We start from the raw sequence: 26,407 nt of genomic DNA, 5'->3' as shown, positions 1-26,407 counted from the left end.
CCGGGGGTCTCGATACGCAGGACTCACTTCGTTCGCCCTGCTACTCGAACCACCGACCTGGACGCCGCCCCTCGCGGTCGGCGGTCGAGCAGCCCCCGGAGCCGTATCGAGACCTAGCCGCCGTTGAAGGCGGGCCGGTACCGCCGGCAGGGCTGGCCGCGCAGCGCTTCGCACGCCGGTACCGGACCCCCGGCCCGGGCGCCGGGCACCACCGGGAGCACCAGCGTCGAACCGCCCGCTCCGAGCGCCAGCGTGTTGACCACCCGGCCGCCGGTGCTCGGGGTGTCGAAGCGCCAGGACGTCTTGTCCCCACCCGGGGCCGTGATCGTCACCCGGATCTTGGATCCCTTTCGGACGGTGTGACCGATCGGATTCAGGGCGATCCGCACGGACTGCACGCCCGCCAACGACGATGGGCTGAGCCAGTCACGCGTCGGATTGAGTGCCGTCGCCGAGGCGTTGGTGGCACGCAGCGAAGCGCGCAGCACACCGGTCGTCATCAGAATCTCCGTACCGTCGGGCCGAACCTCGGACACGGTCGCCTGCAAGTCCGTGTCGGCGGCCGACGACGAGAGCTTCAGATCCAGGCTCGCCGGGCCGACCAGCATCACCTCACGCGGCTGTGCGCCGGTCACGAAGCCGACGCCCGTGCGTCCCGGCACCGGCGTCCACCGATACGTCGCGCTCGCCGCCCACGGTTCGGTCGAGGCGCCCTCGACGTCCATGGTGCCCGCCGGCCGCGCCTTCGGGTCGGGGCGGAAGCTCACCGTCGACGGCGCGCCGGGCGTCGTCGTCAAGCGGCCGGCCTCGTCGAGAGACCAGCGCTGTCCGTCGCCGACCGCGCGCGCCGGCCAACTGCCGAAGCTGCGCGACCACGGCGACGAAAGGTCACCCGGCACCACACCGCCTGCGCCGTTGTCGAAGAAGACCTGCACCCGCGGATCCCGCTCGAACCGCGCCCGCGCCGCGGAAAGCGAGGCGGCGCCCGGATTCCGGGCGGTGACCAGACGCCGGCCCGGTGCGCCGGTCACCGCCCCGTAGAGGACGGGCACCAGCGCGGCCAGCGTGTCGTTCTGCGTCGGCACGGAGCGGTCCACGTACAGGCGCAGGAACTCGTACCACGGGCCGAGATACTGCGGGCCGATCGAGTCGATGTGCGCGCCGTTGGTCATCCGCACCCAGACTTTGCGGTTGGCGTCGAACCTGCCGATGATGTCGGTCCACTGCGGACCGGTCTGCTCGTCCTGCAGCGCTCCCACCAGATACACCGGCACGGTCACCTTCGGCGCCCAGTACGACGGCGAGCGGTGCTCGAGCAGCGACCGGTTGCGGGTGGGATTCTCCTGGATCAGGTGCTTGATCCGTTGGGTCTGCAGCCTCAGCTTCTGGTTGTTCTTGCAGTGCTTGTCGCCCCGGCGCACCAGTTCCCGGGCATACGGCTGTCCCCCGCTCGGCGCCGGCTCGGCATCGGCCTGCCGTTCTTGGAGCCAGGAGTCGGCGAAGCCGTTGTTGAAGATCCCGCCCGGGAAACCGGTCGAATAGAGGTCGTCGGTCAGACTCATCGGCGCGATCGCAGCCAGGCTCGGCGGCCGCGTTCCGGCGGTCGCGATCTGCGAGATGCCCGAGAACGAGATGCCGACCATGCCCACCTTGTGATGCTTGACCCACGGCTGGGCGGCGACGGTCTCGACGATGTCGTAGCCGTCGTACGTCGTCGGCCAGTCGAAGAGATCGAAGGCGCCGCCCGAACAACCCGAACCGCGCATCTGGACGTTCACCGAGGCGAAACCGGCGACCGGCGCGACCAGGTTGCCCAGCAGCGTGCCGGTGGCCGGGGCCATCGGATCGGAGATGCCGGCCAGCCCGCTCACCGCACCGAGCAAGAAGTCGCCCGGAGCGGCGTGCTGATAGCCGGAGTACTCGATGACCGTCGGGAACGGGCCGTCGGCGAGGGTCTTGCCGACCGGCAGGCGCACCGTCACCGCCAGCTCGACGCCGTCGCGCATGCGCACATAGTTGAGGCCGGGACGCAGTCCCTGCGACGTGTAGAGACGACGGTCGGGCGGAGACTCGTCACGCACCGCGAAGGGATTGCCCGCTTTGCCCCCGACGACGAAGCGGTACCCCCCGCCCGCCGCGAGTTCGCGGACGAGGAACGAGCCGAGCCGGTCGACGGTGCCGCGGCCGACCGTCGCACCCGCGCCGTTCACCAGCGACACGGACGCTCCGGGCTGCGCATCGACGAGGTACGCCTGGTAGACGCTGCCGTGCCCGCTCCCGGTGCGCGGTGCGGCCGAGGCGGGCGAGATTGCCATCCCGGCCAGCAGCATGATCGTCGTCCCTGCGGCGATCAGTGCGGCGCCACGACGCCGCCGACGAGCCCACCGGTCTCCCATGAGTTCCCCAACCCACTCGAGCGCATTCTGATAACACGCCTATCCACATACCCGAGGGGACGATAACAAGTTCGATACAGGCGTGTATCTCGATTGTGCAGAAGAGACAAAAGAACCGCGACCGACGGGTGTCCGTCAGTCGCGGTTCTGGGTAGTTCTTCAGATCGGGCGCGAGCCCGCTGGGTCAGCGGCGGTCGAGGTCGACCAGGCCCAGGCGCGCGGCCTTGACCAGGCGGCGCGGGATGCGCTGGCTGACGCCGTTGATCTTCTCTTCCTGCAGGGGAGCGTTCTCCGCCTTCCACTGCGAACGACGAGCACGGGTGTTGGCCCGCGACATCCGGCGCTTGGGTACTGCCATGATTCAGCCCTTCTCTGCTGTGCTCTACTTCGGTGCGCGAGTGGGGTTCGGGAGTACCGATCCGGCCGACCCGCGGCCAGGTCTCGCCATTTGCGTCGCGCCGTCCGGCGCAACACACAACCAGAACAGATTAGCCGCTGGACGCCGGATGCTGCAAAACGGCGTCTCACCGGGGCAACTAGTGTCCCGTGTTGGAAGTTACTCGATGGTTGCCGGGAGTCCGATGGGCGGCCGGCAAGGCGGACGAGGGAGGGATACCGGCAGGTATCCTGACCGAGGACAACGCCGCCAGACGTTCATCGGGCCCCGGCATACCGCGAAAGAACTTTCGACACGGGACACTAGACTCCCCTGGGTGTCAGGCGTCGTCTCCGGTTTCACGGTCATCTTCATCGTGGTCGCGATCGGCTACGTCCTCGGCCGGACCGGCACGCTCGGCGAGCACGCCGTCAGCGTCCTGGCCCGCCTGGTGTTCTTCGTCTGCACCCCGGCGCTGATGATCGTCTCGCTCTCCACCAACGACCTCTCGGTCGTGTTCTCCCCGACCCTCGCGATCGCCGCCGCCAGCGCGGCGACCGTGGGGGCGATCTACTTCGCGGCGGTGCGGCTGATCTGGCGGCGGGCGGTGCCCGAGGCGGTGATCGGCGCGCTCTCGTCGTCGTACGTCAACAGCGTCAACTTGGGCCTGCCCATCGCGATCTTCGTGCTCGACGATGCGTCGTTCATCGCACCGCTGCTGCTGTTCCAGATCATGATCTACTCGCCGATCGCCCTGGCGACGCTCGATCTGACCGCGATCGACGCCAGTCGTCGCGGCTCGCTGTGGCGCACCGTCGGCACTCCGCTGGCCAATCCGATCGTGATCGGCGGCCTGATCGGACTGGCGCTCTCGCTGGCCGGGCTGCACCTGCCCGACGCCGTGTTCTCACCCCTGGACATGCTCGCCAAGGCTTCAGTGCCGCTGGCGCTGCTGACCTTCGGGCTCTCGCTGACCGGCGTTCAGGTGTTCGCCAAGGGCGCGACGCCGCGCCGGGACATCGCGCTGGCCTCTGTGCTGAAGATGACGCTGATGCCGCTCACCGCGTACCTGCTGGCCAGGTTCGCCTTCGGCATGACCGGCGAGGCGCTGTTCGCCCAGGTGGTGATCGCGGCGCTGCCGACCGCGCAGAACGTGCTGGTGTACGCGACCCGCTACGGCCGCGGCGAGATCCTCGCGCGGGATTCGGCGCTGGTCACCACCGTCGCCTCGATTCCGGTGATCGCGTTCCTCGCCCTGACCCTGGCGTAGCGGTCAGTTCGGGCGGCGGGGACCGCTGTGCTCGCCGCGCTCCTTGCGCCTGGTCTCGACGCCGCCCATCAGGGCGAAACCGCGGATGACGATCCGCGGCGCGCCGGGCCGGCCGGGCCCGGCGGCCTTGCCGGAGAAGCCGCCCATGATTCCCGAACCGTGGACCTCGACGGTCACGTCGGACGGCACGACGATGTCCACGCCGCCCATGATCGCCGTGGCGGTGATCTCCAGGACCGGCGCGGTGAACTCCACCTCGCGAAGGTCGATGTCGACACCACCCATCAGGGAGAACGCGGTCAACCGGCTGCCGACGACGGCTCCGCCGCTGATCTCGCTGCCGGACATGATCGCCACCGCACGTGTCACCGGTGAGGCGCCGGACCTGCTGATCCTCGTCTGGTTCGGGGTCACCTCGGCCACCGCCGCGGTCAGCCGGTCCATCGGCAGGTCGGCGCAGAGCGTGTCCAAATCGGCGAGGGTCACCGCCGCCAGCGCGGTCCCCGCGCGGTCGGTGTACTCCTCGGGAGTCAGCGCCCCCACGCTCATCGCCGCCGACAGGAAGGCGTGCGCCTCCTCGCGATCGGCGTTGCTCGCACGGATCGCCGCACGCTGCTCGTTCCCGATCGGGGCCGGGTAGTACCTGCCGTGCTGCGGTTGGGACGTCACGGGAATCAGTGTAGGCGGGGTCTCGACTCCGCTCGACCGGCGAGGGGAACGCCCCGATCGACGGTCGAGGAGTGCTCCCCCGTTCGATGGTCGAGCGAAGTCGAGACCTCAGCCGCGCCGCGAGCGGAGGTAGTCGCCCACCACCGCGGCGCCCAGTCCGTCCAGATCCGGGCTCACCACGCGGCCGCCGATCCGCCGGGCGATCCGGTCGACGAAGCGCACCAGCCCCGGGTCGTCGCCGAGTTGGAAGATGGTGATCTGCGTACCCATGCGCGCGAGATGATCCAGTTCGCGCACCGTCAGGCCGATGGTCTGCGGGTGCGGCGGATAGAAGAAGAAGGCCTCTCCGTTCGGCTCCACGTGCGCGGTGGGCTCGCCGTCGGTCACCACCAGCACCACCGGTTGCGCGTTCGGGAAGCGCCGCAGATGCCGCTGCGCCAACAGCAACGCGTGATGCAGGTTGGTGCCCTGCTCCATCCGCGGCTCCAGCCCGGTGAGCTCGGCGACGGTGGTGTCGCGGGCGTGCCTGCCGAACTCGATCAAGTGCAGTTCGTCCGAGCGGAAGCGTGTCGAGATCAGGTGGTTCAGGGCGAGCGCGGTGCGCTTCATCGGGGTCCACCGTCCCTCCATGACCATCGAGAAGGAGGTGTCCACCAGCAGCACGACGGCGGCGGTGTTCCGGGCTTCGGTGTCGGTCACCTCGACGTCGTTCAGGTCGATCCGGACACCGCCGGATCCCATCGCGGCCAGCGCCTCCGGTCCGCTCGGCGATTCGGCGACGGTGCGCAGGACCGAATTGGTGATCGTGCGGGTCACGTCCCACGGTTCGGTGTCGCCGTAGGCCCACTCCCGGGTCGCTCCGGTCGGCTCACCGAGCCGGCCCGCGGTGTCCGACCGTCGTTCGCCGGAGCGGGTGGACAGTTGTTCGGCGATATCACGCAGGATCGCCTGCCCGAGCTGCCGCATCGCCTTCGGGGAGAGCGTCAGCCTGCCGTCCGGCGCACGGTGGAAGAAGCCCTGTTCTTTCAGCGCCCGGTCCAGTTCGGCCAGGGTGTGCGCGTCTGCCGCGGCCTCGTCACCGAGTTGCCGGGCGAGCGTCTCCAGATCCACGTCCTCCAGCTGGGCGCCGGCGTAGCCCTGCGACAGCTGCTCGGCGAGCTGTTCGAGCTCTCCGATGTCCCGGAGCGCCGCCGCGCCCTCCCCCAGGCCCATCGGCTGATCGCCGGAGAATCGCCGGTCGCTGTCCCAGTCCAGATCGGGCCGCGCCGCCCGCAGTGCCGCGTCCATCTGCGAGAGCTGATTCATCAGCTCCGGCGACCCGAACGCCTGCTGTGAGAGCTCCGCGAGCTCGGCCTGCTGCTCCGGCGTGAGCGAGTTGAAGAACTGCTGCGCCGCAGCGGATCTGTGCGCCAGTGCGTCGATCAGCTCGTCGGTGTTCTGCGGGTCCTCCGGGAAGTACTGACCGTGCCGGTCCATGAACTCGGCGAACTGCTCGGTGGTGTCCTCGCCGCGATTGTGCGCATCGAGCAGCGCGTTGAGATCGGCCAGCATCGCCGAGATCTGCTGCCGGTCGTGCTCGCTCGCACCCTCGAGCGCCTGCTTCATCCCGGCGAATCGCTGGTCCAGGACCTCGCGGCCGAGCAGGTCGGAGATCTGCCGGTACTTCTCCCGGGCACTGCTGCTCCGCCAGTCGTAGTCGGCCAGTTCGCGAACCGCCTGCGCCGTGGAGGGCGGCAGACTGCCGATCTGCATCTCCTTGAACCGGGCTTCGTCGTCGAGGTCGCGGGCGAGTTGCTTGCGCTCGTCGAGGACGGCGTCGTCGAGCAGCTTCCGGATCTCCTCGAAGGTGCCGTCGAGATTGCGTGACTCGAGGAGCTCCCGCCGTCGTCGGTTCGCCATCTCGGCGAGCCGGTCCAGGCCGCTGAAGTCCCGCCCGCCGCGCCGGAGGAATTCGCGCAGCGCGCGTTCGGGTGAGACCCCGGACATCACGTCGTCCCCGATCGCGCCGAGCGCCTCACGCAGATCGACCGGCGGTGCCAGCGGATCGGGGCCGCCGGTGTACCGCTGATAACGGGAACGGTGGTGTCGGTTGATCGTCATCGTCTAGTCGTCACCGTCTAGTCGTCGTCATCGTCGGGACTCTCGACGCGGTACACGGTGCGGCCGCGCTCATCGGGCTCCTTGCCGATGCGCCGCGCCAGGAAGAGCCCCTCCAGGGCGAACTCCAGGGCGCTGGCCAGCTCGGCCTCGTCGACGTCGAGTTTGGCGGCGAGGTCGTCGAGCACGGCGGTCACCGCGTCGTCGTCGCCCAGCGCGGCGATCACCTCGGCCGCGGGGACACGGTCGCCGGTGAGCACCGCGTCGCCGGACTCCAGCCGCTCCACCAGCCGGCGCAGGTCCAGACCGCCCAGGTCGGCGCGCACCGCGTCCGCGGTGGCCTTGCGCAGCAGGTACTCGAGGATCTCCAACTCCCGACCCTCTTCGCCGGACTCGAACTCCACCTTGCCGCGCAGCACCTCCACCACCGACTCCAGGTCGACCGGGCGGGCCACCGCGATCTCCTCGCCGGTCACCGCGGCGCGATGCAGCGCCGCGGCGGCAACCGTCTCCGCACCGGCGATCGAGAAGCGCGCCGAGACGCCGGAGCGCTGGTCGATGGACGGATGCTCGCGCAGGTAGCGGGTGAACCGGGCGAGGATCTCGATCAGGAACGACGGCACCGTCGCCACCAGATCTGCCTCCTGCTCGATCACGTCCACCTCGTCGTCGAGCTCCAGCGGATAGTGGGTGCGGATCTCGGCGCCGAAACGGTCCTTGAGCGGGGTGATGATGCGGCCGCGGTTGGTGTAGTCCTCCGGGTTGGCGCTGGCCATGACCAGCACGTCGAGCGGGAGCCGCAGGTTGTAGCCGCGAACCTGGATGTCGCGCTCCTCCATCACGTTCAGCATGGCGACCTGGATGCGCTCGGCGAGGTCGGGCAGCTCGTTGATCACGATGAGGCCGCGGTGCGCGCGCGGGATCAGGCCGAAGTGGATGGTCTCCGGATCACCGAGGCTGCGGCCGGCCGCCACCTTCATCGGGTCGATGTCGCCGACCAGATCGGCCACCGAGGTGTCCGGGGTGGCCAGCTTCTCGCTGTACCGTTCGCTGCGGTGCCGCCAGGCGATCGGGAGGTCGTCGCCGAGTTCGCCGGCGCGCCGGATCGACTCCGGGAGGATCGGCTCGAAGGGGTGCTCGTCGAGTTCGGAGCCGGCGATCACCGGCGTCCACTCGTCGAGGAGGTTGGTCAGCGAGCGGAGCAGCCTGGTCTTGCCCTGGCCGCGCTCGCCGAGGAGCACCACGTCGTGCCCGGCGATCAGCGCCCGCTCGAGCTGCGGAACCACCGTCGACTCGAAGCCGACGATCCCCGCCCACGGATCGATTCCGGCCCGCAAGTCGGCGAGCAGGTTGTGCCGGATCTCGTCGCGCACGTCGCGCTGGACGTGACCGGAGGCGCGCAGTTCGCCGACGGTCGCGGCGGTGGGAGCGGTGGTCTTCTCGGTGTCGTACGCAGTCTCGGATGCCACGAACCCACGGTACTCGCGTTCGCCGGCGCCGCGGTGACGCGTCAGCCCACGTCGCCGTCGACGTAGTACCAGCGACCGTTCTCCCGGACGAATCGGCTGCGCTCGTGAAGTTCGCCCCGGCCGCCGGGTGCGCGGTAGACCGCGGTGAAGCACACGGTGCCGTCGGAGTCGAAAGGCCCACCGCCAGAACACGACTCGACGCTCAGGTGCAGCCATCGCCGGTCCGGCTCCAGGTCCAGCGAGCCCGGTCGCGTACTCGGGTGCCAAGTGTCGAGGAGATGTGCGACGTCGCCGAGCGCGAAGGCCGTGTAGCGGCTGCGCATCAGCGCTTGTGCGGTCGGGGCGGGCGCGCCCCCTGCACCGGCGAGGTATCGCCCACAGCACGCTCCGAACGGGTCCCCGCTGTGGCACGGACACCGCTCGTCCAGGTTCATCCCGGTGACATTACCGGCCCGGCGTCTCTTGACAGCCCGGTTCACTGGTGTCATGGTTAGTTAGTCAAGTAATTAACCAAAGGACGTGCCATGATCGATGAAGGACGGGCGCTCTTCCAGCAGATCGCCGATCACGTCGCCGACTCGATCATCGACGGCGCCCTCGCCGAGGAGACCCGGGCGCCATCCACCAACGAGCTCGCGGCGTTCTACCGGATCAACCCCGCGACCGCCGCCAAGGGCATCAACCTGCTGGTCGACAGGGGCGTGCTCTACAAGCGCCGCGGAATCGGGATGTTCGTCGCCACCGGCGCACGCGATCTGCTGCGCCGGGAACGCCAGGAATCCTTCGCCGTCCGATACCTCGACCCCCTGCTCACCGAGGCCGCGCGCCTCGGCCTGGACCCGCAGGACGTGATCGACCTGATCCGCGACCGCCGCCCCGCCGGCGGTTCCATCCGAGAGGAGCAGCAATGAGTGCCATCAGCCACGCACCGGCCCCCGAGGACACCGCCGTCCGGGTCCGCGACCTGACCAAGCGGTACGGCGACAAGACCGTTCTCGACCGGATCGACTTCGACATCCCGAAAGACGTGATCTGCGGCCTGTTCGGCCGAAACGGTTCGGGCAAGACCACCATCATGTCGATCCTCACCGCCCAGAACTTCGCCGATTCCGGGCGCGCAGAGGTCTTCGGTGCGGAGGCCTACGAGAATCCCGCTGTACTGCAGCGGATGTGCTTTGTCCGGGAGAGCCAGAAGTATCCGGACGACGCCAAGCCCAAGCACGCCTTCGCCATCGCCGAACTGTTCTTCCCGAACTGGAGCAGCGAGCTCGCCGAGCGTCTGATCGACGACTTCCGTCTTCCGATGAACACGCGGATCAAGAAGCTCTCCCGCGGACAGTTGTCCGCCGTCGGAGTGATCATCGGATTGGCGTCGCGTGCCGACGTGACCTTCTTCGACGAGCCCTACCTCGGGCTGGATGCGGTGGCGCGGCAGATCTTCTACGACCGCCTGCTCGCCGACTACGCCGAACACCCGCGCACGGTGGTGATCTCCAGTCACCTGATCGACGAGATCTCGAACCTGATCGAACAGGTCCTCGTGGTCGACGACGAGCACATCGTCGTCAACGAATCCGTCGACGCACTGCGCGAGCGCGCGTTCAGCGTGGTCGGCGCCGAGTCCGTCGTCGACGAGTTCGTCACCGGCCGCGAAGAACTTCACCGCGAGCGCCTCGGCCCCGTCGCGTCGGTCACCGTACTCGGCTCCCTCAGCGACGACGAGCGGCGGCGCCTCGCCGCGGCGGGCCTCACCACCGCGCCGGTCGCTCTGCAGGAGTTGATCGTGCGGCTCACCCAGCACACGGATGCCACGCAGGCCCACCACCAGAACGGAGCCCTCCGATGAACCGCACCGCCAATGTCGTCCGCATGCAACTGGTGAACCGACAGACCTTCGTCTGGCTGCCGCTGATCATCCTGGGGGCGTCGTTCGCGATCACCCTCGCCATCTACGGGATCGTCGTCTTCTCGGTGCCCGGGCCGATCGAGGATCCGATGTACAGCGGCGGCGCGCAGGCACCGCTCTGGTATTTCCTGATCGTCGGTGTGCAGGCACTGAGCCTGACGTTCCCGTTCTCGCAGGCCATGAGCGTGTCCCGGCGCGAGTTCTTCCAGGGCACGCTGCTGACCGCGGCGGGCACGTCGCTCATCCTCGCGGCCACCTTCCTGGTCGGCGGTCTGGTCGAGAAGGCCACCGACGGCTGGGGCTTCCACGGCTACTTCTTCCGGCTGCCGTGGATTTGGGAGCACGGCCCGCTGGCGGCGGCCCTCTTCTGCTTCACCGCCGCCATGCTGGCCTTCCTCCTCGGTTTCCTCGGTGCGGTGATCTACAAGCGCTTCGGGATGCTCTGGACCGTGGTCGTCGCCATCGCCCTGGTGGTGCTGCTGGTGCTGGCGGCGTTCCTGATCTCGGCCACCGACTCCTGGCCCGCCGTCGGCCGGGCCTTCGCGAACGCGGACGCACTGTACGTGGCGCTGATCGGCCTCGGCGGGTGCACCGTGGTCGCGGGACTGAGCTTCCTGGCCATCCGCCGCGCCATCCCGTAGACGGCCCGGCCCCGGGGCGCCGAGGGAACCGGAACCGCACCTCGTGCGTCTGACTTCACATGGGGGAATCATCAGCAGCAGGGACCGTGTCGGTCACGTCGATCGACACCGGCCACGGTGGCACGGTCCACGGGGTGTTCCACCGAGACGAACTCGAAAGACTCGCGATCAGCCGACGCGAACGGCTGCGCATGCTCGCCGCGGAGGAACTCGACTCGCCACGCAAGGACTGGTACGCGGCACCGGGCTGTCACAGTGTGGTCAAGGACGCGGTGAGCGCGGGTGGCGTGCTCGCCTGCGTGTCCGCCCTGAAGTACTACGGCTTCTGGGTACCTCCCGGATACTCGAACGATCACGTGCGCCGCGCCCGGAGTTCGCCGCAGTACCAGCAGTCCTGTCGTGGGTTCTCCCGGACCGCCGCCGGCCGGACGGCGGTCGATCCGGTCGTCACCGCCCTCGAATGCGCGGCGCGCTGCATGCGCGAGGAGGACTGGATCGCCGTGTGCGATTCCGTGCAGAACGCGCTGGGCCTGTCCGCCGACGCCCTCCGCGGCGCGATGGGAACACTCCCCGCCCGGGTCCAGGGATGGTTCGCCAAGACCGACTGTGATGCGCAGTCCGGGACCGAGTCCATCGTCCGGGTGCGACTGCGCGCTCTCGGCTACAAGGTGGTGGTGCAACCGCGTGTCGAGGGCGTGGGCCACTCCGACCTGCGGATCGGCCGGCTCGTGATCGAATGCGACGGACGCCAGTACCACTCGTCCGCCGCGGAGTTCCAGGCCGACCGCACACGCGACCGCAAGGCCGTGATCGACGGCTGGATCGTCATCCGCCTCACCTACGACGACGTCCTCTTCGGCTGGGCCGAGGTCCTCGAAGACATCCGGGCGATCACCCGCAAGGATCGCCACCGACGGCGGTCGGCGCGTGACGACACCGGCCGATAGCGGTCCGCCGAGGGAATATTGCCGCCCGCGGCGCTGAGCGGTCCGGTGTCGTACGGCGACCCCGCCGTGCGGCGACCGATCGGTCAGGCGAGAGCGAGCCAGACGGCCAGCCCCAAGCCTCCGAGGCCGATCGTGATCCGCAGCGGAGTCGCGGGCAGTCGGGCGACGACGGGCGGACCCGCCCAGCCGCCGAGCAGGCAGCCCAGACCCATCGCGATCGCGGCGCCCCAGTGCACCTGGGCGAACACGATGAAGGCGACCGCCGCGACGGCATTGGCGATCCCGAGCAGCGCTGCCTTCAGCAGTACGGCGCGCCACAGCGGCAACCCGGACAGCACCATCGCCAGCGCCACGAACATCACACCGGCACCGGCCCCGAAATAGCCGCCGTAGATCGAGATGACGAAGACCCCGACGAGCCACCAGCCGGGGTGGCCGGCGCGCCCGACCATCCGCGCACGCAGGCGCGGCTGCAGCAGGAGCGCGATCGACGCGAACGCCACCAGGAACGGCACCACCGACTCGAAGGCCCGGTCCGGGGACACGAGCAGGATGCCCGCACCGACCGCCCCGCCGAGCACCGCGACGGCGCCGGCTCGCGCCAGGGGTTTGCCGCCGCCTGTCCCGAGCGGGGTCGACGGATCCTCTTCCAGGAGCACTCGGCCGGACTTGGCGAAGCTCCCGACACCCACCGCGACCATCGCGACGGTGTTGGTCACGTTAGCGGTGATCGGCGGCAGCCCGACGAGCAGCAGCGCCGGATAGCTGAGGAGGGACGCCAGGCCGGTCACGTAACCGACGATGCCGGCCGCGAAGCCCGCGGCCAGGAGAAGCGCGAGATCGGCGAGGGACACCGCGGACCTCCTTCACCTGCGCATCGGCACCGTCCGAATCGGCGCCACCGGGGTCTCGATACTCAGCGACTCACTTCGTTCGCGCTGCTACTCGACCACCGAAGAGGAGCTCAACCAGCGAAACACAAGACCGCGATCTCGACTCCGCTCGATCAACGAAGGACCGCTCGATCGGCGACTCCGGTGTCAGTGGGCGAAGTGGCGGGCTCCGGTGATGTACATCGTCACGCCCGCGGCCTGGGCGGCCTCGATCACCTCGTTGTCGCGCACCGAGCCGCCGGGCTGCACCACCGCACGCACGCCCGCGTCGCTCAGCACCTGCAGACCGTCCGGGAACGGGAAGAAGGCGTCCGACGAAGCGACCGAACCGGCGGCGCGCACCCCGGCGCGCTGCACGGCCAGGTGCGCCGAGTCGACCCGGTTCACCTGTCCCATGCCGACGCCGACGGAGGCGCCGTCGTGCGCCAGCAGGATCGCGTTGGACTTGACCGAGCGCCCCGCGCGCCAGGCGAACTCGAGGTCGGCCAGCGTCGCGGCGTCCGCCGCGTCACCCGAGACGAGCGTCCAGTTGGCGGGGTCGTCGCCCTCGGCATCGATCACGTCGCGGGCCTGGATGAGCAGACCGCCGGAGATCGGGCGCAGTTCGCGGGCCGCCGCGGCCGGCGGTGCGGCGACGAGCAGGCGCAGGTTCTTCTTGCGGGTCAGCACGTCGAGGGCGCCGTCGGCGAAGCCGGGCGCGATGATCACCTCGGTGAAGATGTCGGCCACCTGCTCGGCCAGTTCGACGCTGATCTCCCGGTTGGCGGCGATCACACCGCCGTAAGCGCTCACCGGGTCGCAGGCGTGCGCCTTACGGTGCGCCTCGGCGATGTCGCCGCCGACGGCGATCCCGCACGGGTTGGCGTGCTTGATGATCGCGACGGCCGGCTCGTCGAAGTCGTACGCGGCGCGCCACGCGGCGTCGCCGTCCGTGTAGTTGTTGAACGACATCTCCTTGCCGTTCAGCTGCTGCGCCTGAGCCAGGCCGGGGGCCCCGGACTCGTCGACGTACAGCGCCGCCGCCTGATGCGGGTTCTCGCCGTAGCGCAGGACCGCCGAACGCTCCCACGTCGCACCGGCCCACACCGGGAAGTCACTCTCCGCCGGCGGTGCGACCACGCTGCTCATCCACGAGGCGACGGCGACGTCGTAGTCGGCGGTGTGCCGGAACGCCTTGGCCGCCAGCGCCTTGCGCTCGTCGAGGGTGAAGCCCCCCGCGCTCACGGCATCGGCGACGCCCGCGTAGTCCGCCGGGTCCACGACGACGGCCACCGACGGGTGGTTCTTGGCTGCGGCACGCACCATCGACGGCCCGCCGATGTCGATCTGCTCGACGCACTCGTCGGGCGACGCGCCCGAGGCGACTGTCTCGGTGAACGGGTACAGGTTGACGCACACCAGCTCGAAGGGCTTGATCTCCAGCTCGTCGAGCTGGCGCAGGTGGTCGTCCTTGCGGGTGTCGGCCAGCACGCCGGCGTGCACCCGCGGATGCAGCGTCTTGACCCGTCCCTCCAGGCACTCGGGGAAGCCGGTCAGCTCACTGACCTCCACGACGGGCACGCCGCCGGCCGCGATGGTCTTGGCGGTGGAACCGGTCGAGACGATCTCGACGCCGGCCGCGTGCAGAGCGGCGGCGAGCTCGCCGAGCCCGGTCTTGTCGTAGACGCTGATCAGTGCGCGCCGGAGGGGGCGACGGTCGGGTGCGTTCACGGGATGTATGCCTTTCGTCCATCGGTGACCACACCGCGGGTCACCACGGCCTCCACCACGGTCGGGAGGAGGTCGCGTTCAGTGATCTTGATTCGCTCGTGCAGCGTCTCGACGGTGTCGTCCGGCAACACGTCGACCACGCCCTGCGCGAGAATCGGTCCGGTGTCGACGCCCCCGTCGACCAGGTGCACGGTGCAGCCGGTCACCTTGACGCCGTACGCGAGTGCGTCGGCGACGCCGTGGGCACCCGGAAACGCCGGCAGCAGCGCGGGATGCGAGTTGATCACGCGCTCGGCGAAGGCGCCGAGGAAAGCCGGTCCGAGGATCTTCATGAAGCCGGCCGTCACCACCCACGCCGGCCCGCACCGGCCGACCTCGACGGTTAACGCGCGATCCCACGCATCGCGATCCGGGTAGTCGGCCAGCGCGCACGCGATCACCGGAATCCCGGCGTCCCGGGCGATCTGCCCGGCCGGGCAGTCCCGGTCGACAGCCACCGCCACCACGTCGTACGACGACGACGGCGCAGCAGCCCGGTCGAGGATCGCGGCCAGCAGCGACCCGGTGCCCGACGCCAGCACGACCACGGGCACACGGGTTGCGGCGGGGCTGTTCACACCACGAGATTAGTGCGGGCCGTCGCCGGGCCCGCGCTCGGGTCCTGGCGCAGGTGACACGGCGTCTTCGGTGTCGTCCGGAGTGACGCTCAGCTCAGCGGTCACCTCGGTGTCGTCGTCGGTGCTGTCGTCGTCGGTGCTGTCGTCATCAACGGCGGCGATCTCGGCGGTGTCGTCGTCGGCGGCGTCACTCGAGCCGGAACGAGACTCCGAACGGTTCGGCGTCTGGTCCAGGTCGTCCTCGTCCACGATCTCCAGATCGGCGAACTCCTCGTCGGCAAGCAACTCGTCCAGGTCGAACCCGACGTCCGGCTCGGAGCGCAGCCGGCGTACCGACGGGGAGAGCTGGTGCGCCCCCGCGACCAGCGCACCGGCCAGCGCCACCCAGGCGAAGCAGTACACGCCGGCGAGCGGGGCGCTGACCCCGACACGACCGAGCTCACCGGCGCCCCCGCCGGCCAGTCCCGCACCGAGCACCATCAGCGCCGCGCAGACCGCCGCCGCGACCCCGACCGCCCGCAGGTGCTGCACCACGTCGACGCTTCGGCAGTACCAGCCGGCGAGCCCGCCGACCACGAGCGGCAGCACGAACACCAGCAGACCGATCGGTCCGGGGCTCTCCTCGGGAAGCACTCCCAGGATCGGCAGCGGCGGAACCGCACCGGCGTGCACCGCGAGTGCGTCCACGCTGGCGGTGCCGGCCTGCGCGGTGGCCCCGACCGAGATCCCCGCGGCGCCGATCACCACGTTCGGCAGATACAGGGCGGAGAGGACTGTGAGGCCGAGGTACCCGTCGAAGGAGTGGCCGCCGGCGATCAACTGCCCCACGCGCTCCCACTTGACCACGAGCCCGACGGTGACCAGCAGTGCCCCGCCGGCCACCAGCCCGAGAAAGGCGAGCCCGCCCGCGCGTGCGCCCACCCGGTCCGCTACCGGGAAGTCATAGACCTGCAACAGCGGCTGCAGGCAACGCCGTCCGACGCCGATCGCCACCCCGAGCCCCTGCACCAGGAGGGTGTAGCCGAAGGCCGGCAACGGCGCGGCCTGCCCGATCGACGAGACCGCGGACCCGTCGGCGACCACCGCGAGGGCCAGCGCCGTCCACAGCAGCGACCCGGCGAGCGCGGCCCCGGCGACACTGGCCACCTCGTGCAGACTCTCCACGTTCCGCGCCGCGCGCCCGGTCAGCACGGCGACCGCCCAGATCACCAGCAGTGTCGGCAGCAGCGGCAGCACGCCGACGGTGACCCCGCCGACCGTGAGCGGCACCTGATTCACCACCAGCCACCCCGCGCCGACCTGCGCAGCCAGACCCGAGAAGGCACCGCCGGCCAGGGCTTTGGTCAGTGCGATCAGCACCGCGAGGACCACCGTGACGACGACCGGAACCGCCGCCGCCACCTTCACCAGGCTCCACGTCGCCGCCCGGCCCGGGGTGGCGTCGACGCGCGCGGACACGCGACCCCGACGGAGACGGGTGGCCAGCGATTCGGTGGTGGGAGACATCGCCTTCGAGGGTGGCACGGGGACCGCCGGACACGCCCGGTGGCGCGCCGGGAGCGACCGAAATGTGATCGACGGAAACACACCGCCGCCCCGGTCGCGGACCGGGGCGGCGGCGTGTTGGAGAGAGAGGCGCTTACTTGGCGGAGTCCGAGCCCTGGCCGCCTTCGGAGTTGTCGGCGCGATCGGCGGTGCCGAAGACCGTCGTCTCCGAGCCGTCGCCGCCACCGCCGAGCACGGAGGTCTCCGAGCCGGACGGCGAGGACGCGAACGTGGTCGCATCCGCATCGGCCGGCGGCTGGTACGACGGAGTGGCACCGTAGGAGGATCCCGTCGCGCCGGAGCCGTACGAGGACGACGAGTCGCCGTACGACGGCGCGGCATGCGCCCCCGACGACTGTCCGTACGGTGCCTGACCCGACGGTGCCTGACCCGACGGTGCCTGACCCGACGGTGCCTGACCCGACGCGCCCTGGTCGCCGTACGAGTAGCCGGCGGCGCCCGCGGCAGACGTCGAGGCCGCCGACGTGGCGGCAGCAGACGTCGCAGCGGCCGAATCGGCCGAAGCCGCGGCCCCCGCCGGAGCGGTCTTGATCTGCCCGCACTCGACCAGCAGCCACACCGCCGCGGCGAGGGTGCCGAGGATCGAGAACACCATCAGCAGAATCGCGCCGACGCCGTTGCCGTCGTTCGTCGCGAACTGGAAGATCGTGACGATCGCCGCCACCAGACTGAGCGCAGTGATGCCCGCGACGACCTGCTTGCCGGCCCCGGCCAGCAGGGTGAGCAGCCCCAGCACGCCGGCCACCACGAACAGGGAGTACGGGGCGACGAAGCCGGTCTCGAAGAGTTTCACCGAGCGGGAGATGTACTCGCCGTCGACCTTGTAGCCCGCGAGGAAGCCGCAGAACAGCATCACGACGCCCAGGGCGCCGACCACGAGCGACAGGATCTGGCCGGTGTTGGCGGGCAGCCCCTGCGACGGCGGTTTCGGCGCCTGGTACTGCGGCGATTCGCCGTACTGCTGGCCGTACTGCTGCTGGCCGTACTGCTGGGCGGACCCGTACTGCTGCTGTGCACCGGTGCCGTACTGCTGACCGCCGGCGCCGTACTGCTGCTGCTGACCGTATGGGGCGGACCCGTACTGATCCGACCCGTACTGGGGCGTCGCGCCGTACTGGGGCTGGCCGTACTGACCGGCGCCGTACTGCTGGCCCTGGCCGGAGTCGCTCTGCCCGTAGTTCGGGCCCGACTGCGGATACGTCATCAAGAATCTCCTGGGTCGACTTCTCTGGGTCCCGCTGCGGCGACCCGGCGAACGGTCTCCACGCTAGTACAGGGACTGACCCACGTCACCAACGATGAGCGGCACCCTGCTCGCGATACCAGTCGATGAGCGCCGGATCGTCGACCGCATCGGGGTCGACGTCGACGTGCGAGCGGCCGGCCAGGATCGCGGTGATCGGCACCTCCAGCTTCTTGCCGGTGCGCGTGTGCGGGATACCCGGCGCCAGCACGATCTCGTCCGGCACGTGCCGCGGCGACAGCCGCGTCTTCACCTGCGTCACCACCTCGTTCACCAGGTCGTCGTCGAGCTGGGCGCCCGGGACCAGGGTGACGAACATCGGCATCCAGTACGCCCCGTCGGGCCCGTCGACTCCGAGGACGAAGGCCTCGGCGATCCGGTCCACCGCTTCGACCACCTCGTAGACGTCGGCCGACCCCATCCGAATGCCGTGCCGGTTCAGCGTCGCATCGCTGCGGCCGTGGAACATCAGGGAGCCGCGCTCGGTGAGCGTCACCCAGTCGCCGTGCCGCCAGACCCCTGTCCCGGCGTACTCGTCGGGCAGGGGGCGCGCCCAGACGTGATCGAAGTACGCCGCGCGGTAGCGCGCGCCGATCCGCTGCGGCCCGCTCACGGGGTTCCCGGCGCCGATCCGCTGCGGCCCGCTCACGGGGTTCCCGGCGCCGTCTCGATTCGGCCCGCTCACGGGGTTCCCGGCGCCGTCGTCGTCGTTCCAGAACCGCACCGGCATCGACGGCATCGGTTTGGTGACGACCAGCTCGCCCACCTCCCCGATCAGCGGGCGCGCATCCGGCGACCAGCTCTCGAGTGCGACGCCCAGGTGCCGTACCGACAGTTCCCCGGGCACCACCGGCACGCCGGTGCTGCCGCCGGCGAAGGCGCTGACGACGTCGGTGCCGCCGCTGATCGACGAGATCGGCAGCCCGGCGGCGACGTTCGAGTCCACCCACTCGAACAGATCCGCCGGCAGAGTCGAACCGGTGCTGCCGAGAGTGCGCAGCGCCGACAGGTCGTGGTCGCGCCCGGGAACCAGGCCCGCCTTGCGGGAGGCGTTGAGCTGCCCGGGGCTGGTTCCGAAATAGGTGACCTTCTCCGCTTCGACGATCCGCCAGAGCCGATCGGCATCCGGATACAGCGGAGACCCGCTGTAGGTGACGATCCGCGCGCCGACCAGCAGACCGGCCGCCTGGAAGTTCCACATCATCCAGCTCAGCGCGGTCTGCCAGAAGAACACCGACTCGGGCCCCAGCCCGGCATGCAGCGCCGTCTGCTTCAGATGCTCGACGACGACCCCGCCGTGCCCGTGCACGATCCCCTTCGGCTTGCCCGTGGTGCCCGAGGAGAACAGCACCCAGAGCGGATGATCGAACGGGACCTTCACCGGCTCCGGGATGCGCGACGCGGAGACGATCTCGGACCACGGGGTGGGATCTCGATACGCCCCCTCGGCTGGCGCCTCGGGCGCTACTCGATCACCGGCATACGCCCCCTCGGCTGGCCGAACACGCGTATCGAGACCACCGTCCACCTGGATGTGCAGCACCAGGTCGTCGAGCAGCAAAGCGAGTTCGGCCGAGTCGGCGCGCTTGTCGACGTCCTTGCCGTTCCACCGGTACCCGGCGCAGGTCAGCAGCGCCTTCGGCCGCAGCTGGCCGAGCCGCGCGGCCGCGCCGTCGGGCGCGTAGTCCTGACCGCAACCGGACCAGATCGCCCCCAGCGAAGCCGTCGCCAGAAAGCCGACCACCGCCTCGGGGACGTCCGGAAGGTAGGCGGCCACCACGTCGCCCTCACCGATCCCGGCCTCGGCCAGCGCTGAGGCGACCGCCCCGACCAGCCCGGGCAGCTCGCGCCAGGCGACTTCTGTGCGGTTCCCCGCCTCGTCGAGTCCGACGATCGCGGCCCCGTCGCGGTCGCACTGCCGCAGTACGACGTCGACGTAATTGAGTCGCGTCAGCGGGAACCAGGTTCCCGGCATGGCGGCGCTCGCGAGAACCGCACCGTCCCCGGGTGCCAGCGGCGACTCCGCGATCTCGTCGAGCGCGAAGAAGTCCCACACCGCGCGCCAGAAGCCGGCCAGGTCCGCGACCGAGTACGCGTACACGTCGTCGTACGAACCGAGCTCGCGACCGGTCCGCTCGGCCAGAAAGCCGGTGAACGCCTCGAAGGGCGACGTCTGGCTCATTCGAGCCCCAGCAGATCGACGGCCTGCTCGCGCATCTCGACCTTGCGCACCTTGCCGGTGACCGTCATCGGGAAACTCTCGACCACGTGCACGTACTTCGGGATCTTGTGCCGGGAGATCTGTCCCGCGGCGAACTCCCGGAGCTCCTCCGCGGTCAGCCCGGGCGCGCCCTCGCGCAGCCGGATCCACGCCATCAGTTCCTCACCGTACTTCGGGTCGGGGACGCCGATCACCTGGACGTCGACGATGTCCGGGTGCGTGTAGAGGAACTCCTCCACCTCGCGCGGGTAGATGTTCTCGCCGCCGCGGATCACCATGTCCTTGATCCGGCCGGTGATCCGGACGTAGCCGTCCTCCTGCATCACGGCCAGATCGCCCGTGCGCATCCAGCCGTCCTCGCCGAGCACTTCGGCGGTCTTGGCCGGATCGTTCCAGTACCCGGCCATCACCGAGTAGCCGCGCGTGCAGAACTCGCCGGTCGCCCCGCGCGGCAGCGTCTCGCCGGTGACCGGATCGATCACCTTGATCTCCAGGTGCGGCCCCACCCGCCCGACGGTTCCCACCCGCAGTTCCAGCGGATCGTCCATCCGCGTCTGAGTCGACACCGGACTGGTCTCGGTCATGCCGTAGCAGATCGACACCTGCGACATGTGCATCTCGTCGATCACCCGGCGCATCACCTGCTCGGGACACGGCGAGCCGGCCATGATCCCGGTCCGCAGCGTCGACAGGTCGTACGACGCGGCGGATTGATCGAGCAGTGCCAACTCGGCGATGAACATGGTCGGCACGCCGTACAGGCTGGTGCAGCCGTACTTCTCGACGGCGGCCAGGGTGGCGGCGGGATCGAAGGCCGGCGCCGGGATCACCATCGCGCTGCCGTGGGAGGTCGCAGCCAGGTTCGCCATCACCATGCCGAAGCAGTGGTAGTACGGCACCGGCGTGCAGATCCGGTCCGCCTCGCTGTACTCCAGAAGTTCGCCGACCAGGTAGCCGTTGTTCCCGATGTTGCGGTGCGAGAGCGTGACGCCCTTCGGGTTGCCGGTGGTGCCCGAGGTGTACTGGATGTTGATCGGATCGTCGGGGTGCAGGCCCGCGGCGGCCTCGTCCAACTCGGCGAGTTCGTCGGCGGAGGGCTCGGCGGTCAGCGCCGCGAACTCCGGCGAGGAGAAGATCACCACCTCGCGGAGGTCGTCCAGCTCGCCGCGCACATCGTCGAGCATCCGTGCGTACTCGGAGTCCCGGAAGCTGTGGGCGGCCAGCACGGCGGAGGTGCCGGACTGCGCGAGCGCGTACGCGACCTCGTGGCGGCGATACGAAGGATTGAGCACCACCAGCACGATCCCCGCCTCGGCGGCGGCGAACTGGGTGATCACCCACTCCCACCGGTTCGGCGACCACAGGCTCAGCCGGTCGCCCGGCCGCAGGCCGAGACGGCGGAGCCCGCACGCCAGCGCCCGCACCTGGACCCGGAACTCCCGGTAGGTCCATTGCCGATCGGTGACCGCGTCGATCAGGGCGATCGCCTCCGGGTGTTCCTGCGCGGTCCGCGCGAGGGTGTCGCCGATGGTGCCTTCCAGCAGTGGCGGGACGTCCTCACCCCGCGCGTACGACAGTTCCGTCATGACAACCTTCTTCCTTGAGCGATCACTTGATCTCAGGCGCGTTCAACCCGGCCCGGCGCAGCACCGCCAGCGCCTGCCCGAAAAGCGGTGCGTCGACCATCTGGCCGTCGAGCGCGAAGACGCCGCCGCCGTGCTCTTCGGACGCCGCCAGGAGTCGGCGCGCCCACGCGAGTTCCTCGGCCGACGGCGCGTACCCCTCGCGCACGACGGCCACCTGGGACGGATGGATGCACGCGGTGCCCGCGAAGCCGAGCGCCACCGCGTCCCGGACCTCGCCGGCCAGCCCGGCGACGTCGTCGATGTCGACGTGCACGGCATCGATCGCCGCCTTGCCGAAGGCGCCCGCGGCCAGCCGGACCCGCGCCCGCACGAAGCGCGGCACGTCGCGGTAGGCGCCCGGGTCCGGCTCGCCGGCGGCGAACCGGCTCGACTGGCCGCCGAGCCCGGCGACCAGGTCCTCGGCCCCCCACATCAGGCCGATGCAGTTCCCGGCGGCCGCGATCTCCTCGCAGCGCACCGCGCCGAGCGGCGTCTCGATCAGGGCGATCACCTCCGCGTCCAGCGCCCGGACCGCCGCGGCGTCCTCGGTTTTGGCGAGCATCACCGCGCGGTAGGCGGTCTCGGCCAGCGCGGCCAGGTCCTCGGCGTGGTCCGCGGTGTCCGCCGGGTTCACCCGCACGATCACCCGCGCCGGGTCGATCGGGTTCTCCACCAGTGCGCGCCGCGCCGCGGGCTTGTTCGCCGGGGACACCGCATCCTCGAGATCGAGGATCACCACGTCCGCGCGCTCGGCGGCCTTCGCGTACCGTTCGGGCCGGTCGGCCGGGCAGAAAAGCAGCGCCGGACCGGCCGGCGCCCAGGCCGTCATGCCGCCCCCTCTGGATTCAGGCGCACCAACGTCGAGCGCGCGGCACGCGCGACGACGACGCCGTCCTGGTTCCGGCCGATGTGCGTCAGATTCACCACGCCCTCGCCCGGCCGGGACTTGGAGATCCGCTTGCCGGTGCACTCGGTCTCCGCGTACAGCGTGTCGCCGGCGAACATCGGAGCGGGAAAAGCGATGTCCGAGAAACCGAGATTGGCCACCAGCGTCCCCTGTGTCAGTTGTGCGACGGACAGGCCGACGATCGTCGACAGGGTCATCATCGAATTGATCAGCCGCTGCCCCCCGAATCCCGGCTGCTCCGCCGACCACGCGGCGTCCAGGTGCAGCGCCTGGGTGTTCATCGTGAGAGTGGTGAACAGGGTGTTGTCCGCCTCGCTGAAGGTGCGGCCCGGCCGGTGCTCGTAGACGGCGCCGATCTCGAACTCCTCGAACCACAAGCCGCGCTGGACTATCCGCTTGCCCTGACTCATGACGGCAGCCCCAGCGAACGGGCGATCAGCATCAGCTGCACCTCGGTGGTGCCCTCCCCGATCTCCAGGATCTTGGAGTCGCGGTAGTGCCGAGAAACCGTGTACTCGTTCATGAAGCCGTATCCACCGTGGATCTGAGTCGCCATGCGGGCGTTGTCCATCGCCGCCTCGGAGGAGATCATCTTGGCGATGGCGGCCTCCTTCTTGAACGGCTTGCCGGCCAGCATCTTGGCCGCGGCATCGTAATAAGCGGTGCGCGCGACGTGCGCGCGCGCCTCCATCCGGGCGATCGCGAACGAGATGGACTGATAGGAGTTGATCGGCTTCCCGAAGGACTTGCGCTCGGCGGCGTACTTGATGCACTCGTCGACGCAGCCCTGCGCCACGCCGGTGGCGACGCCGGCGATGGCGACGCGGCCCTCGTCCAGGATCGAGAGGAAGTTGGCATAGCCGCGGCCGCGCTCGCCCAGCAGATTCTCCTTCGGGACGCGGGCGTCGGTGAAGCTCAGCGGGTGGGTGTCCGAGGCGTGCCAGCCCACCTTGTCGTAGGCGGGCTCGGCAACGAAGCCGGGCGTGCCGGCCGGCACGATGATCGTCGAGATCTCCTTCTTGCCTGTCCTGAGCGAAGCCGAAGGTCCGTCGTCCCGAGTGCCGGTCACGGCGGTGACGGTGACCAGCGAGGTGATGTCGGTGCCCGAGTTGGTGATGAACTGCTTGGCGCCGTTGATCACCCAGTCCGGCCCGTCCTCGACGGCGGTGGTGGCGGTGGCGCCCGCGTCACTGCCCGCGCCCGGCTCGGTCAGCCCGAAGCCCGCGATCCGTTTGCCGGCGACCAGGTCCGGCAGCCACTTCTCCTTCTGCTCCTGGCTGCCGAACCGGTAGATCGGCATCGCCCCGAGACCGACTCCGGCCTCGACGGTCATGGCCACCGACTGGTCGACCTTCGCCAGTTCTTCGAGCGCCAGCGCGAGCGCGAAGTAGTCGCCGCCCATCCCGCCGTACTCTTCCGGGAAGGGCAGCCCGAACAGGCCCATCTCGCCCATCTGAGCGACGACCTCGTACGGAAAGGTCTTGTCCCTGTCGTGCTGATACGAGACCGGTGCGACGACCTGCTGCGCGAAGTCGCGCACGCTGCCGATGAGGTCGGTGTATTCCTGGCTCAATTCCATCTCGAATGCCTTCTCACTCAATCGTTCTCGTCAGATTCCACGTGCGCGAGCACTTGCTGCGCGTCGACCTTCTGGCCGGCCCGGACCGCGATGGCGGCCGTCCCGGACACCGGCGCTCGCAGCGTGTGCTCCATCTTCATCGCCTCGACGACGACCAGCGGATCGCCCGCCGCGACGGGCGCGCCGTCGGCTGCGGGGACGGCGACGACGGTGCCGGGCATCGGGCTCCGCACGTCTCCGGCCGACGCCGCCGCATCGGAGGAGGCCAGCGTGTGCGCCGGCCGCATCACCCAGGTGCCCGCGTCGGCGTCGCCCAGCGGCCCGGTGACCCAGCGCTGCGACCCGGCGGTTCCGCCCAGAACGGATGCGCCCGTCTCCTCCACCACCCAGCGTCCCGCGAGGCCGTCGCACCGGACCGTGACGGCGGGACCGGCCTGCGGTTCCAAGTACACCTCTCCGCGCCAGGACTCCCGGCCGTCGTCGTCGGCGACGGTGACGTCCGCGTGCAGAGCCCGAGTATCCGAGCCCGACACCAGCGCGGACACCTCGTAGCGTTCACCGGCGCAGACCAGCCGCGTCACGATCGGCGACGGCGCCCCGATCCGGAAGCTCACCGCGCTACTCCACACGTCGTCGGAATCGCCGAGATCCAGCGTTCCGAGCGCCCCGGCGACCAGCGCGGCCGGCGACGGGGCCGGCGCGGAGTACTCGACCACCAGGCGGTCGAGCAATTCGGTGTCCAGCTCGGCCGCGCGCACCTTCGGCTGGGCCAGCACGTAGCGGCAGAAGTCGACATTGGTGCCGACGCCGACGATCACCGTGCCGGCCAGGGCCTCGTCCAGCAGGTCCAGGGCCTCGGCGCGATCGCTCCCGTAGCAGATCACCTTGGCGAGCATCGGGTCGTAATGGCTGCCGATCACCGAGCCCGCCTCGATTCCGGAGTCGATGCGCGTGGTCTCGATACGCCTCCGCTCGTCCCTCGCTCCGGCTACTCGACCACCAAACGCAGGCACCGACGAACCTCCACGTGCGTGGGTCGCGCCCCCTTTGGGTGATCGAGTAGGCGCCGACGAAGGAGGCGCCGTATCGAGATCATCCCCGGGCCAGCGCAGGGTGCGAACCGTGCCGCCGGTCGGCAGGAAGCCCTGCGCCGGGTCTTCGGCATACACGCGGGCCTCGATCGCGTGTCCGGTGAGGACCACGTCGTCCTGGGCGAGCGCGAGCTGCTCCCCGCGCGCGACGCGGATCTGCTGCTCCACCAAGTCGACGCCGGTCACCATCTCGGTGACCGGGTGCTCCACCTGCAGACGGGTGTTCATCTCCATGAAGAAGAAGTCGTCGGGGGCGGTGGCCGACACGATGAACTCGACCGTGCCCGCGCCGGTGTAGCCCACACTGCGCGCGGCATCGCACGCGGCGGCGCCGATGCGTTCGCGGGTCTGCGGGGTCAGCAGGGCCGACGGCGCCTCCTCGATCACCTTCTGGTGCCGGCGCTGCAGCGAGCACTCGCGTTCGCCGAGATGGATCACGTTGCCGTGGGCGTCGGCGAGCACCTGGACCTCGATGTGCCGCGGGGTGGCGACGAAGTGCTCCAGGAACAGCGAGTCGTCGCCGAACGCCGACGCGGCCTCGCGGCGGGCCGTCACCAGCGCCGCCGGGAGATCGGCCGGATCGTCGACCCGGTGCATCCCCTTGCCGCCGCCGCCGGCGCTCGGCTTGATCAGCACCGGGAACCCGATCTCCGGGGCCGCCGCGATCAGATCGTCGTCGGTCAGGCCGGGCCGCGACAGGCCGGGCACGACGGGCACGTCGCGCGCGGTCACCGCGGCCCGCGCGGTGATCTTGTCGCCCATGGTGGCGATCGCCTGCGCGGGCGGGCCGATGAACACGATCCCCGCCTCGGCCAGTGCCGCAGCGAACTCCTGGTTCTCCGACAGGAACCCGTAGCCGGGGTGGACGGCGTCGGCACCGGTCTGCTGCGCGGCGGACACCACCGCGGCGATGTCGAGGTAACTCTGCGCGGCCGGCGCCGGGCCGAGCCGGACGGCGACGTCGGCGGCCCGCACGTGCGGAGCCTGGGCGTCCGCATCGGAGTAGACGGCGATCGCCCGGATGCCCATGCGGTGCAGGGTGGCGATCACCCGGCACGCGATCTCGCCGCGGTTGGCGACGAGCACGCTGCGAATCCGCCGCGGTCCGGAAATCGTCGAGGCGGAGGTCATTGTCGCTCCCTGAGCTGCCATTGTCGCTCCCTGAGGCTGGCTTGTCCTGAGCT

Annotated in this window: 22 protein-coding genes; 5 read left to right on the top strand and 17 right to left on the bottom strand. The window is 70.1% G+C overall.

The features are described from left to right. Positions 1-113 precede the first annotated feature (113 nt). Both C6V83_RS05135 and rpmF read right to left on the bottom strand, forming a co-directional pair. A complete protein-coding gene (locus C6V83_RS05135; RefSeq protein ID WP_105941486.1) occupies positions 114-2,396 on the bottom strand; it encodes a CocE/NonD family hydrolase in 2,283 nt (760 codons plus the stop codon). 184 nt (positions 2,397-2,580) lie between these two features. Continuing rightward, complete coding sequence (rpmF, locus tag C6V83_RS05130) at positions 2,581-2,754, bottom strand: 50S ribosomal protein L32 (RefSeq protein WP_105941485.1); 174 nt, start codon at positions 2,752-2,754, stop codon at positions 2,581-2,583. A 355-nt stretch (positions 2,755-3,109) separates the two neighbouring features. Here rpmF and C6V83_RS05125 point away from each other — a divergent pair, with 355 nt between their 5' ends. Further along, positions 3,110-4,042, top strand: a complete 933-nt coding sequence (locus C6V83_RS05125) for an AEC family transporter (protein ID WP_105941484.1) — start codon at positions 3,110-3,112, stop codon at positions 4,040-4,042. A gap of 3 nt (positions 4,043-4,045) precedes the next feature. Here C6V83_RS05125 and C6V83_RS05120 read toward each other — a convergent pair whose 3' ends face one another. From C6V83_RS05120 to C6V83_RS05105, 4 genes are all read right to left on the bottom strand, one after another. Continuing rightward, complete coding sequence (locus C6V83_RS05120; protein WP_108702768.1) at positions 4,046-4,711, bottom strand: DUF1707 SHOCT-like domain-containing protein; 666 nt, start codon at positions 4,709-4,711, stop codon at positions 4,046-4,048. Positions 4,712-4,819: 108 nt separating this feature from the next. Next, entirely contained in the window at positions 4,820-6,811 is a 1,992-nt protein-coding gene (locus C6V83_RS05115) for a vWA domain-containing protein (RefSeq protein ID WP_105941483.1), read from the bottom strand. Between the two features lie 17 nt (positions 6,812-6,828). After that, positions 6,829-8,277: a sigma 54-interacting transcriptional regulator gene (locus C6V83_RS05110; protein WP_105941482.1), complete on the bottom strand. Its 1,449-nt coding sequence runs from the start codon at positions 8,275-8,277 to the stop codon at positions 6,829-6,831. A gap of 41 nt (positions 8,278-8,318) precedes the next feature. Further along, positions 8,319-8,711, bottom strand: a complete 393-nt coding sequence (locus tag C6V83_RS05105; protein ID WP_105941481.1) for a YchJ family protein — start codon at positions 8,709-8,711, stop codon at positions 8,319-8,321. Between the two features lie 90 nt (positions 8,712-8,801). Here C6V83_RS05105 and C6V83_RS05100 point away from each other — a divergent pair, with 90 nt between their 5' ends. From C6V83_RS05100 to C6V83_RS05085, 4 genes are all read left to right on the top strand, one after another. Next, a complete protein-coding gene (locus tag C6V83_RS05100; RefSeq protein WP_105941480.1) occupies positions 8,802-9,188 on the top strand; it encodes a GntR family transcriptional regulator in 387 nt (128 codons plus the stop codon). Continuing rightward, entirely contained in the window at positions 9,185-10,123 is a 939-nt protein-coding gene (locus tag C6V83_RS05095; RefSeq protein WP_105941479.1) for an ATP-binding cassette domain-containing protein, read from the top strand. The genes C6V83_RS05100 and C6V83_RS05095 overlap by 4 nt, the downstream gene beginning before the upstream one ends. Continuing rightward, positions 10,120-10,824: a hypothetical protein gene (locus tag C6V83_RS05090; RefSeq protein WP_105941478.1), complete on the top strand. Its 705-nt coding sequence runs from the start codon at positions 10,120-10,122 to the stop codon at positions 10,822-10,824. The genes C6V83_RS05095 and C6V83_RS05090 overlap by 4 nt, the downstream gene beginning before the upstream one ends. Before the next feature lie 86 nt (positions 10,825-10,910). Further along, positions 10,911-11,771 (top strand): endonuclease domain-containing protein, encoded by an 861-nt coding sequence (locus C6V83_RS05085; protein ID WP_105941477.1) that lies wholly within the window; start codon positions 10,911-10,913, stop codon positions 11,769-11,771. A gap of 83 nt (positions 11,772-11,854) precedes the next feature. Here the strand turns inward: C6V83_RS05085 and C6V83_RS05080 are convergent, their stop codons facing one another. The 11 genes from C6V83_RS05080 to C6V83_RS05025 all read right to left on the bottom strand — a co-directional run bounded on the left by C6V83_RS05080 (position 11,855) and on the right by C6V83_RS05025 (position 26,354). Continuing rightward, positions 11,855-12,625 carry a sulfite exporter TauE/SafE family protein gene (locus C6V83_RS05080; protein ID WP_105941476.1) on the bottom strand — a complete coding sequence of 257 codons (771 nt, stop codon included), beginning with the start codon at positions 12,623-12,625 and terminating at the stop codon, positions 11,855-11,857. A gap of 186 nt (positions 12,626-12,811) precedes the next feature. Further along, positions 12,812-14,374 (bottom strand): bifunctional phosphoribosylaminoimidazolecarboxamide formyltransferase/IMP cyclohydrolase, encoded by a 1,563-nt coding sequence (gene purH / locus C6V83_RS05075; RefSeq protein ID WP_105941475.1) that lies wholly within the window; start codon positions 14,372-14,374, stop codon positions 12,812-12,814. After that, complete coding sequence (gene purN / locus C6V83_RS05070; protein ID WP_105941474.1) at positions 14,371-14,991, bottom strand: phosphoribosylglycinamide formyltransferase; 621 nt, start codon at positions 14,989-14,991, stop codon at positions 14,371-14,373. The genes purH and purN overlap by 4 nt, the downstream gene beginning before the upstream one ends. 9 nt (positions 14,992-15,000) lie before the next feature. Then, positions 15,001-16,497: a cell division protein PerM gene (locus tag C6V83_RS05065; protein WP_105941473.1), complete on the bottom strand. Its 1,497-nt coding sequence runs from the start codon at positions 16,495-16,497 to the stop codon at positions 15,001-15,003. 133 nt (positions 16,498-16,630) lie between these two features. Then, positions 16,631-17,761: a DUF5336 domain-containing protein gene (locus tag C6V83_RS05060; protein ID WP_105941472.1), complete on the bottom strand. Its 1,131-nt coding sequence runs from the start codon at positions 17,759-17,761 to the stop codon at positions 16,631-16,633. A gap of 85 nt (positions 17,762-17,846) precedes the next feature. Beyond that, complete coding sequence (locus C6V83_RS05050; protein WP_234353866.1) at positions 17,847-19,982, bottom strand: AMP-binding protein; 2,136 nt, start codon at positions 19,980-19,982, stop codon at positions 17,847-17,849. Then, entirely contained in the window at positions 19,979-21,607 is a 1,629-nt protein-coding gene (locus tag C6V83_RS05045; protein WP_105941471.1) for an AMP-binding protein, read from the bottom strand. Before C6V83_RS05045 ends, C6V83_RS05050 begins: the two co-directional genes overlap by 4 nt. A 22-nt stretch (positions 21,608-21,629) precedes the next feature. Continuing rightward, positions 21,630-22,475 (bottom strand): HpcH/HpaI aldolase/citrate lyase family protein, encoded by an 846-nt coding sequence (locus tag C6V83_RS05040; RefSeq protein WP_105941470.1) that lies wholly within the window; start codon positions 22,473-22,475, stop codon positions 21,630-21,632. Beyond that, complete coding sequence (locus tag C6V83_RS05035) at positions 22,472-22,963, bottom strand: MaoC family dehydratase (protein WP_105941469.1); 492 nt, start codon at positions 22,961-22,963, stop codon at positions 22,472-22,474. The genes C6V83_RS05040 and C6V83_RS05035 overlap by 4 nt, the downstream gene beginning before the upstream one ends. After that, on the bottom strand, positions 22,960-24,132 hold the full coding sequence (locus tag C6V83_RS05030; protein WP_105941468.1) for an acyl-CoA dehydrogenase family protein: 1,173 nt from the start codon (positions 24,130-24,132) through the stop codon (positions 22,960-22,962). The genes C6V83_RS05035 and C6V83_RS05030 overlap by 4 nt, the downstream gene beginning before the upstream one ends. 17 nt (positions 24,133-24,149) lie before the next feature. Continuing rightward, on the bottom strand, positions 24,150-26,354 hold the full coding sequence (locus C6V83_RS05025) for an ATP-binding protein (RefSeq protein ID WP_105941467.1): 2,205 nt from the start codon (positions 26,352-26,354) through the stop codon (positions 24,150-24,152). Positions 26,355-26,407: the final 53 nt, after the last annotated feature.

Source organism: Gordonia iterans, from assembly GCF_002993285.1.
Classification (GTDB): domain Bacteria; phylum Actinomycetota; class Actinomycetes; order Mycobacteriales; family Mycobacteriaceae; genus Gordonia; species Gordonia iterans.
The sequence above is the reverse complement of the archived record's forward strand: the minus strand, read 5'-3'. Positions and strand labels throughout refer to the sequence as shown.

Coding starts and splice junctions, on each gene's coding strand:
- C6V83_RS05135 (WP_105941486.1), bottom strand. CDS start 2,396: ATGGGAGACCGGTGGGCTCGTCGGCGGCGTCGTGGCGCCGCACTGATC.
- rpmF (WP_105941485.1), bottom strand. CDS start 2,754: ATGGCAGTACCCAAGCGCCGGATGTCGCGGGCCAACACCCGTGCTCGT.
- C6V83_RS05115 (WP_105941483.1), bottom strand. CDS start 6,811: ATGACGATCAACCGACACCACCGTTCCCGTTATCAGCGGTACACCGGC.
- C6V83_RS05105 (WP_105941481.1), bottom strand. CDS start 8,711: ATGAACCTGGACGAGCGGTGTCCGTGCCACAGCGGGGACCCGTTCGGA.
- C6V83_RS05100 (WP_105941480.1), top strand. CDS start 8,802: ATGATCGATGAAGGACGGGCGCTCTTCCAGCAGATCGCCGATCACGTC.
- C6V83_RS05095 (WP_105941479.1), top strand. CDS start 9,185: ATGAGTGCCATCAGCCACGCACCGGCCCCCGAGGACACCGCCGTCCGG.
- C6V83_RS05090 (WP_105941478.1), top strand. CDS start 10,120: ATGAACCGCACCGCCAATGTCGTCCGCATGCAACTGGTGAACCGACAG.
- C6V83_RS05065 (WP_105941473.1), bottom strand. CDS start 16,497: ATGTCTCCCACCACCGAATCGCTGGCCACCCGTCTCCGTCGGGGTCGC.
- C6V83_RS05060 (WP_105941472.1), bottom strand. CDS start 17,761: ATGACGTATCCGCAGTCGGGCCCGAACTACGGGCAGAGCGACTCCGGC.
- C6V83_RS05050 (WP_234353866.1), bottom strand. CDS start 19,982: ATGAGCCAGACGTCGCCCTTCGAGGCGTTCACCGGCTTTCTGGCCGAG.
- C6V83_RS05045 (WP_105941471.1), bottom strand. CDS start 21,607: ATGACGGAACTGTCGTACGCGCGGGGTGAGGACGTCCCGCCACTGCTG.
- C6V83_RS05040 (WP_105941470.1), bottom strand. CDS start 22,475: ATGACGGCCTGGGCGCCGGCCGGTCCGGCGCTGCTTTTCTGCCCGGCC.
- C6V83_RS05035 (WP_105941469.1), bottom strand. CDS start 22,963: ATGAGTCAGGGCAAGCGGATAGTCCAGCGCGGCTTGTGGTTCGAGGAG.
- C6V83_RS05030 (WP_105941468.1), bottom strand. CDS start 24,132: ATGGAATTGAGCCAGGAATACACCGACCTCATCGGCAGCGTGCGCGAC.
- C6V83_RS05025 (WP_105941467.1), bottom strand. CDS start 26,354: ATGACCTCCGCCTCGACGATTTCCGGACCGCGGCGGATTCGCAGCGTG.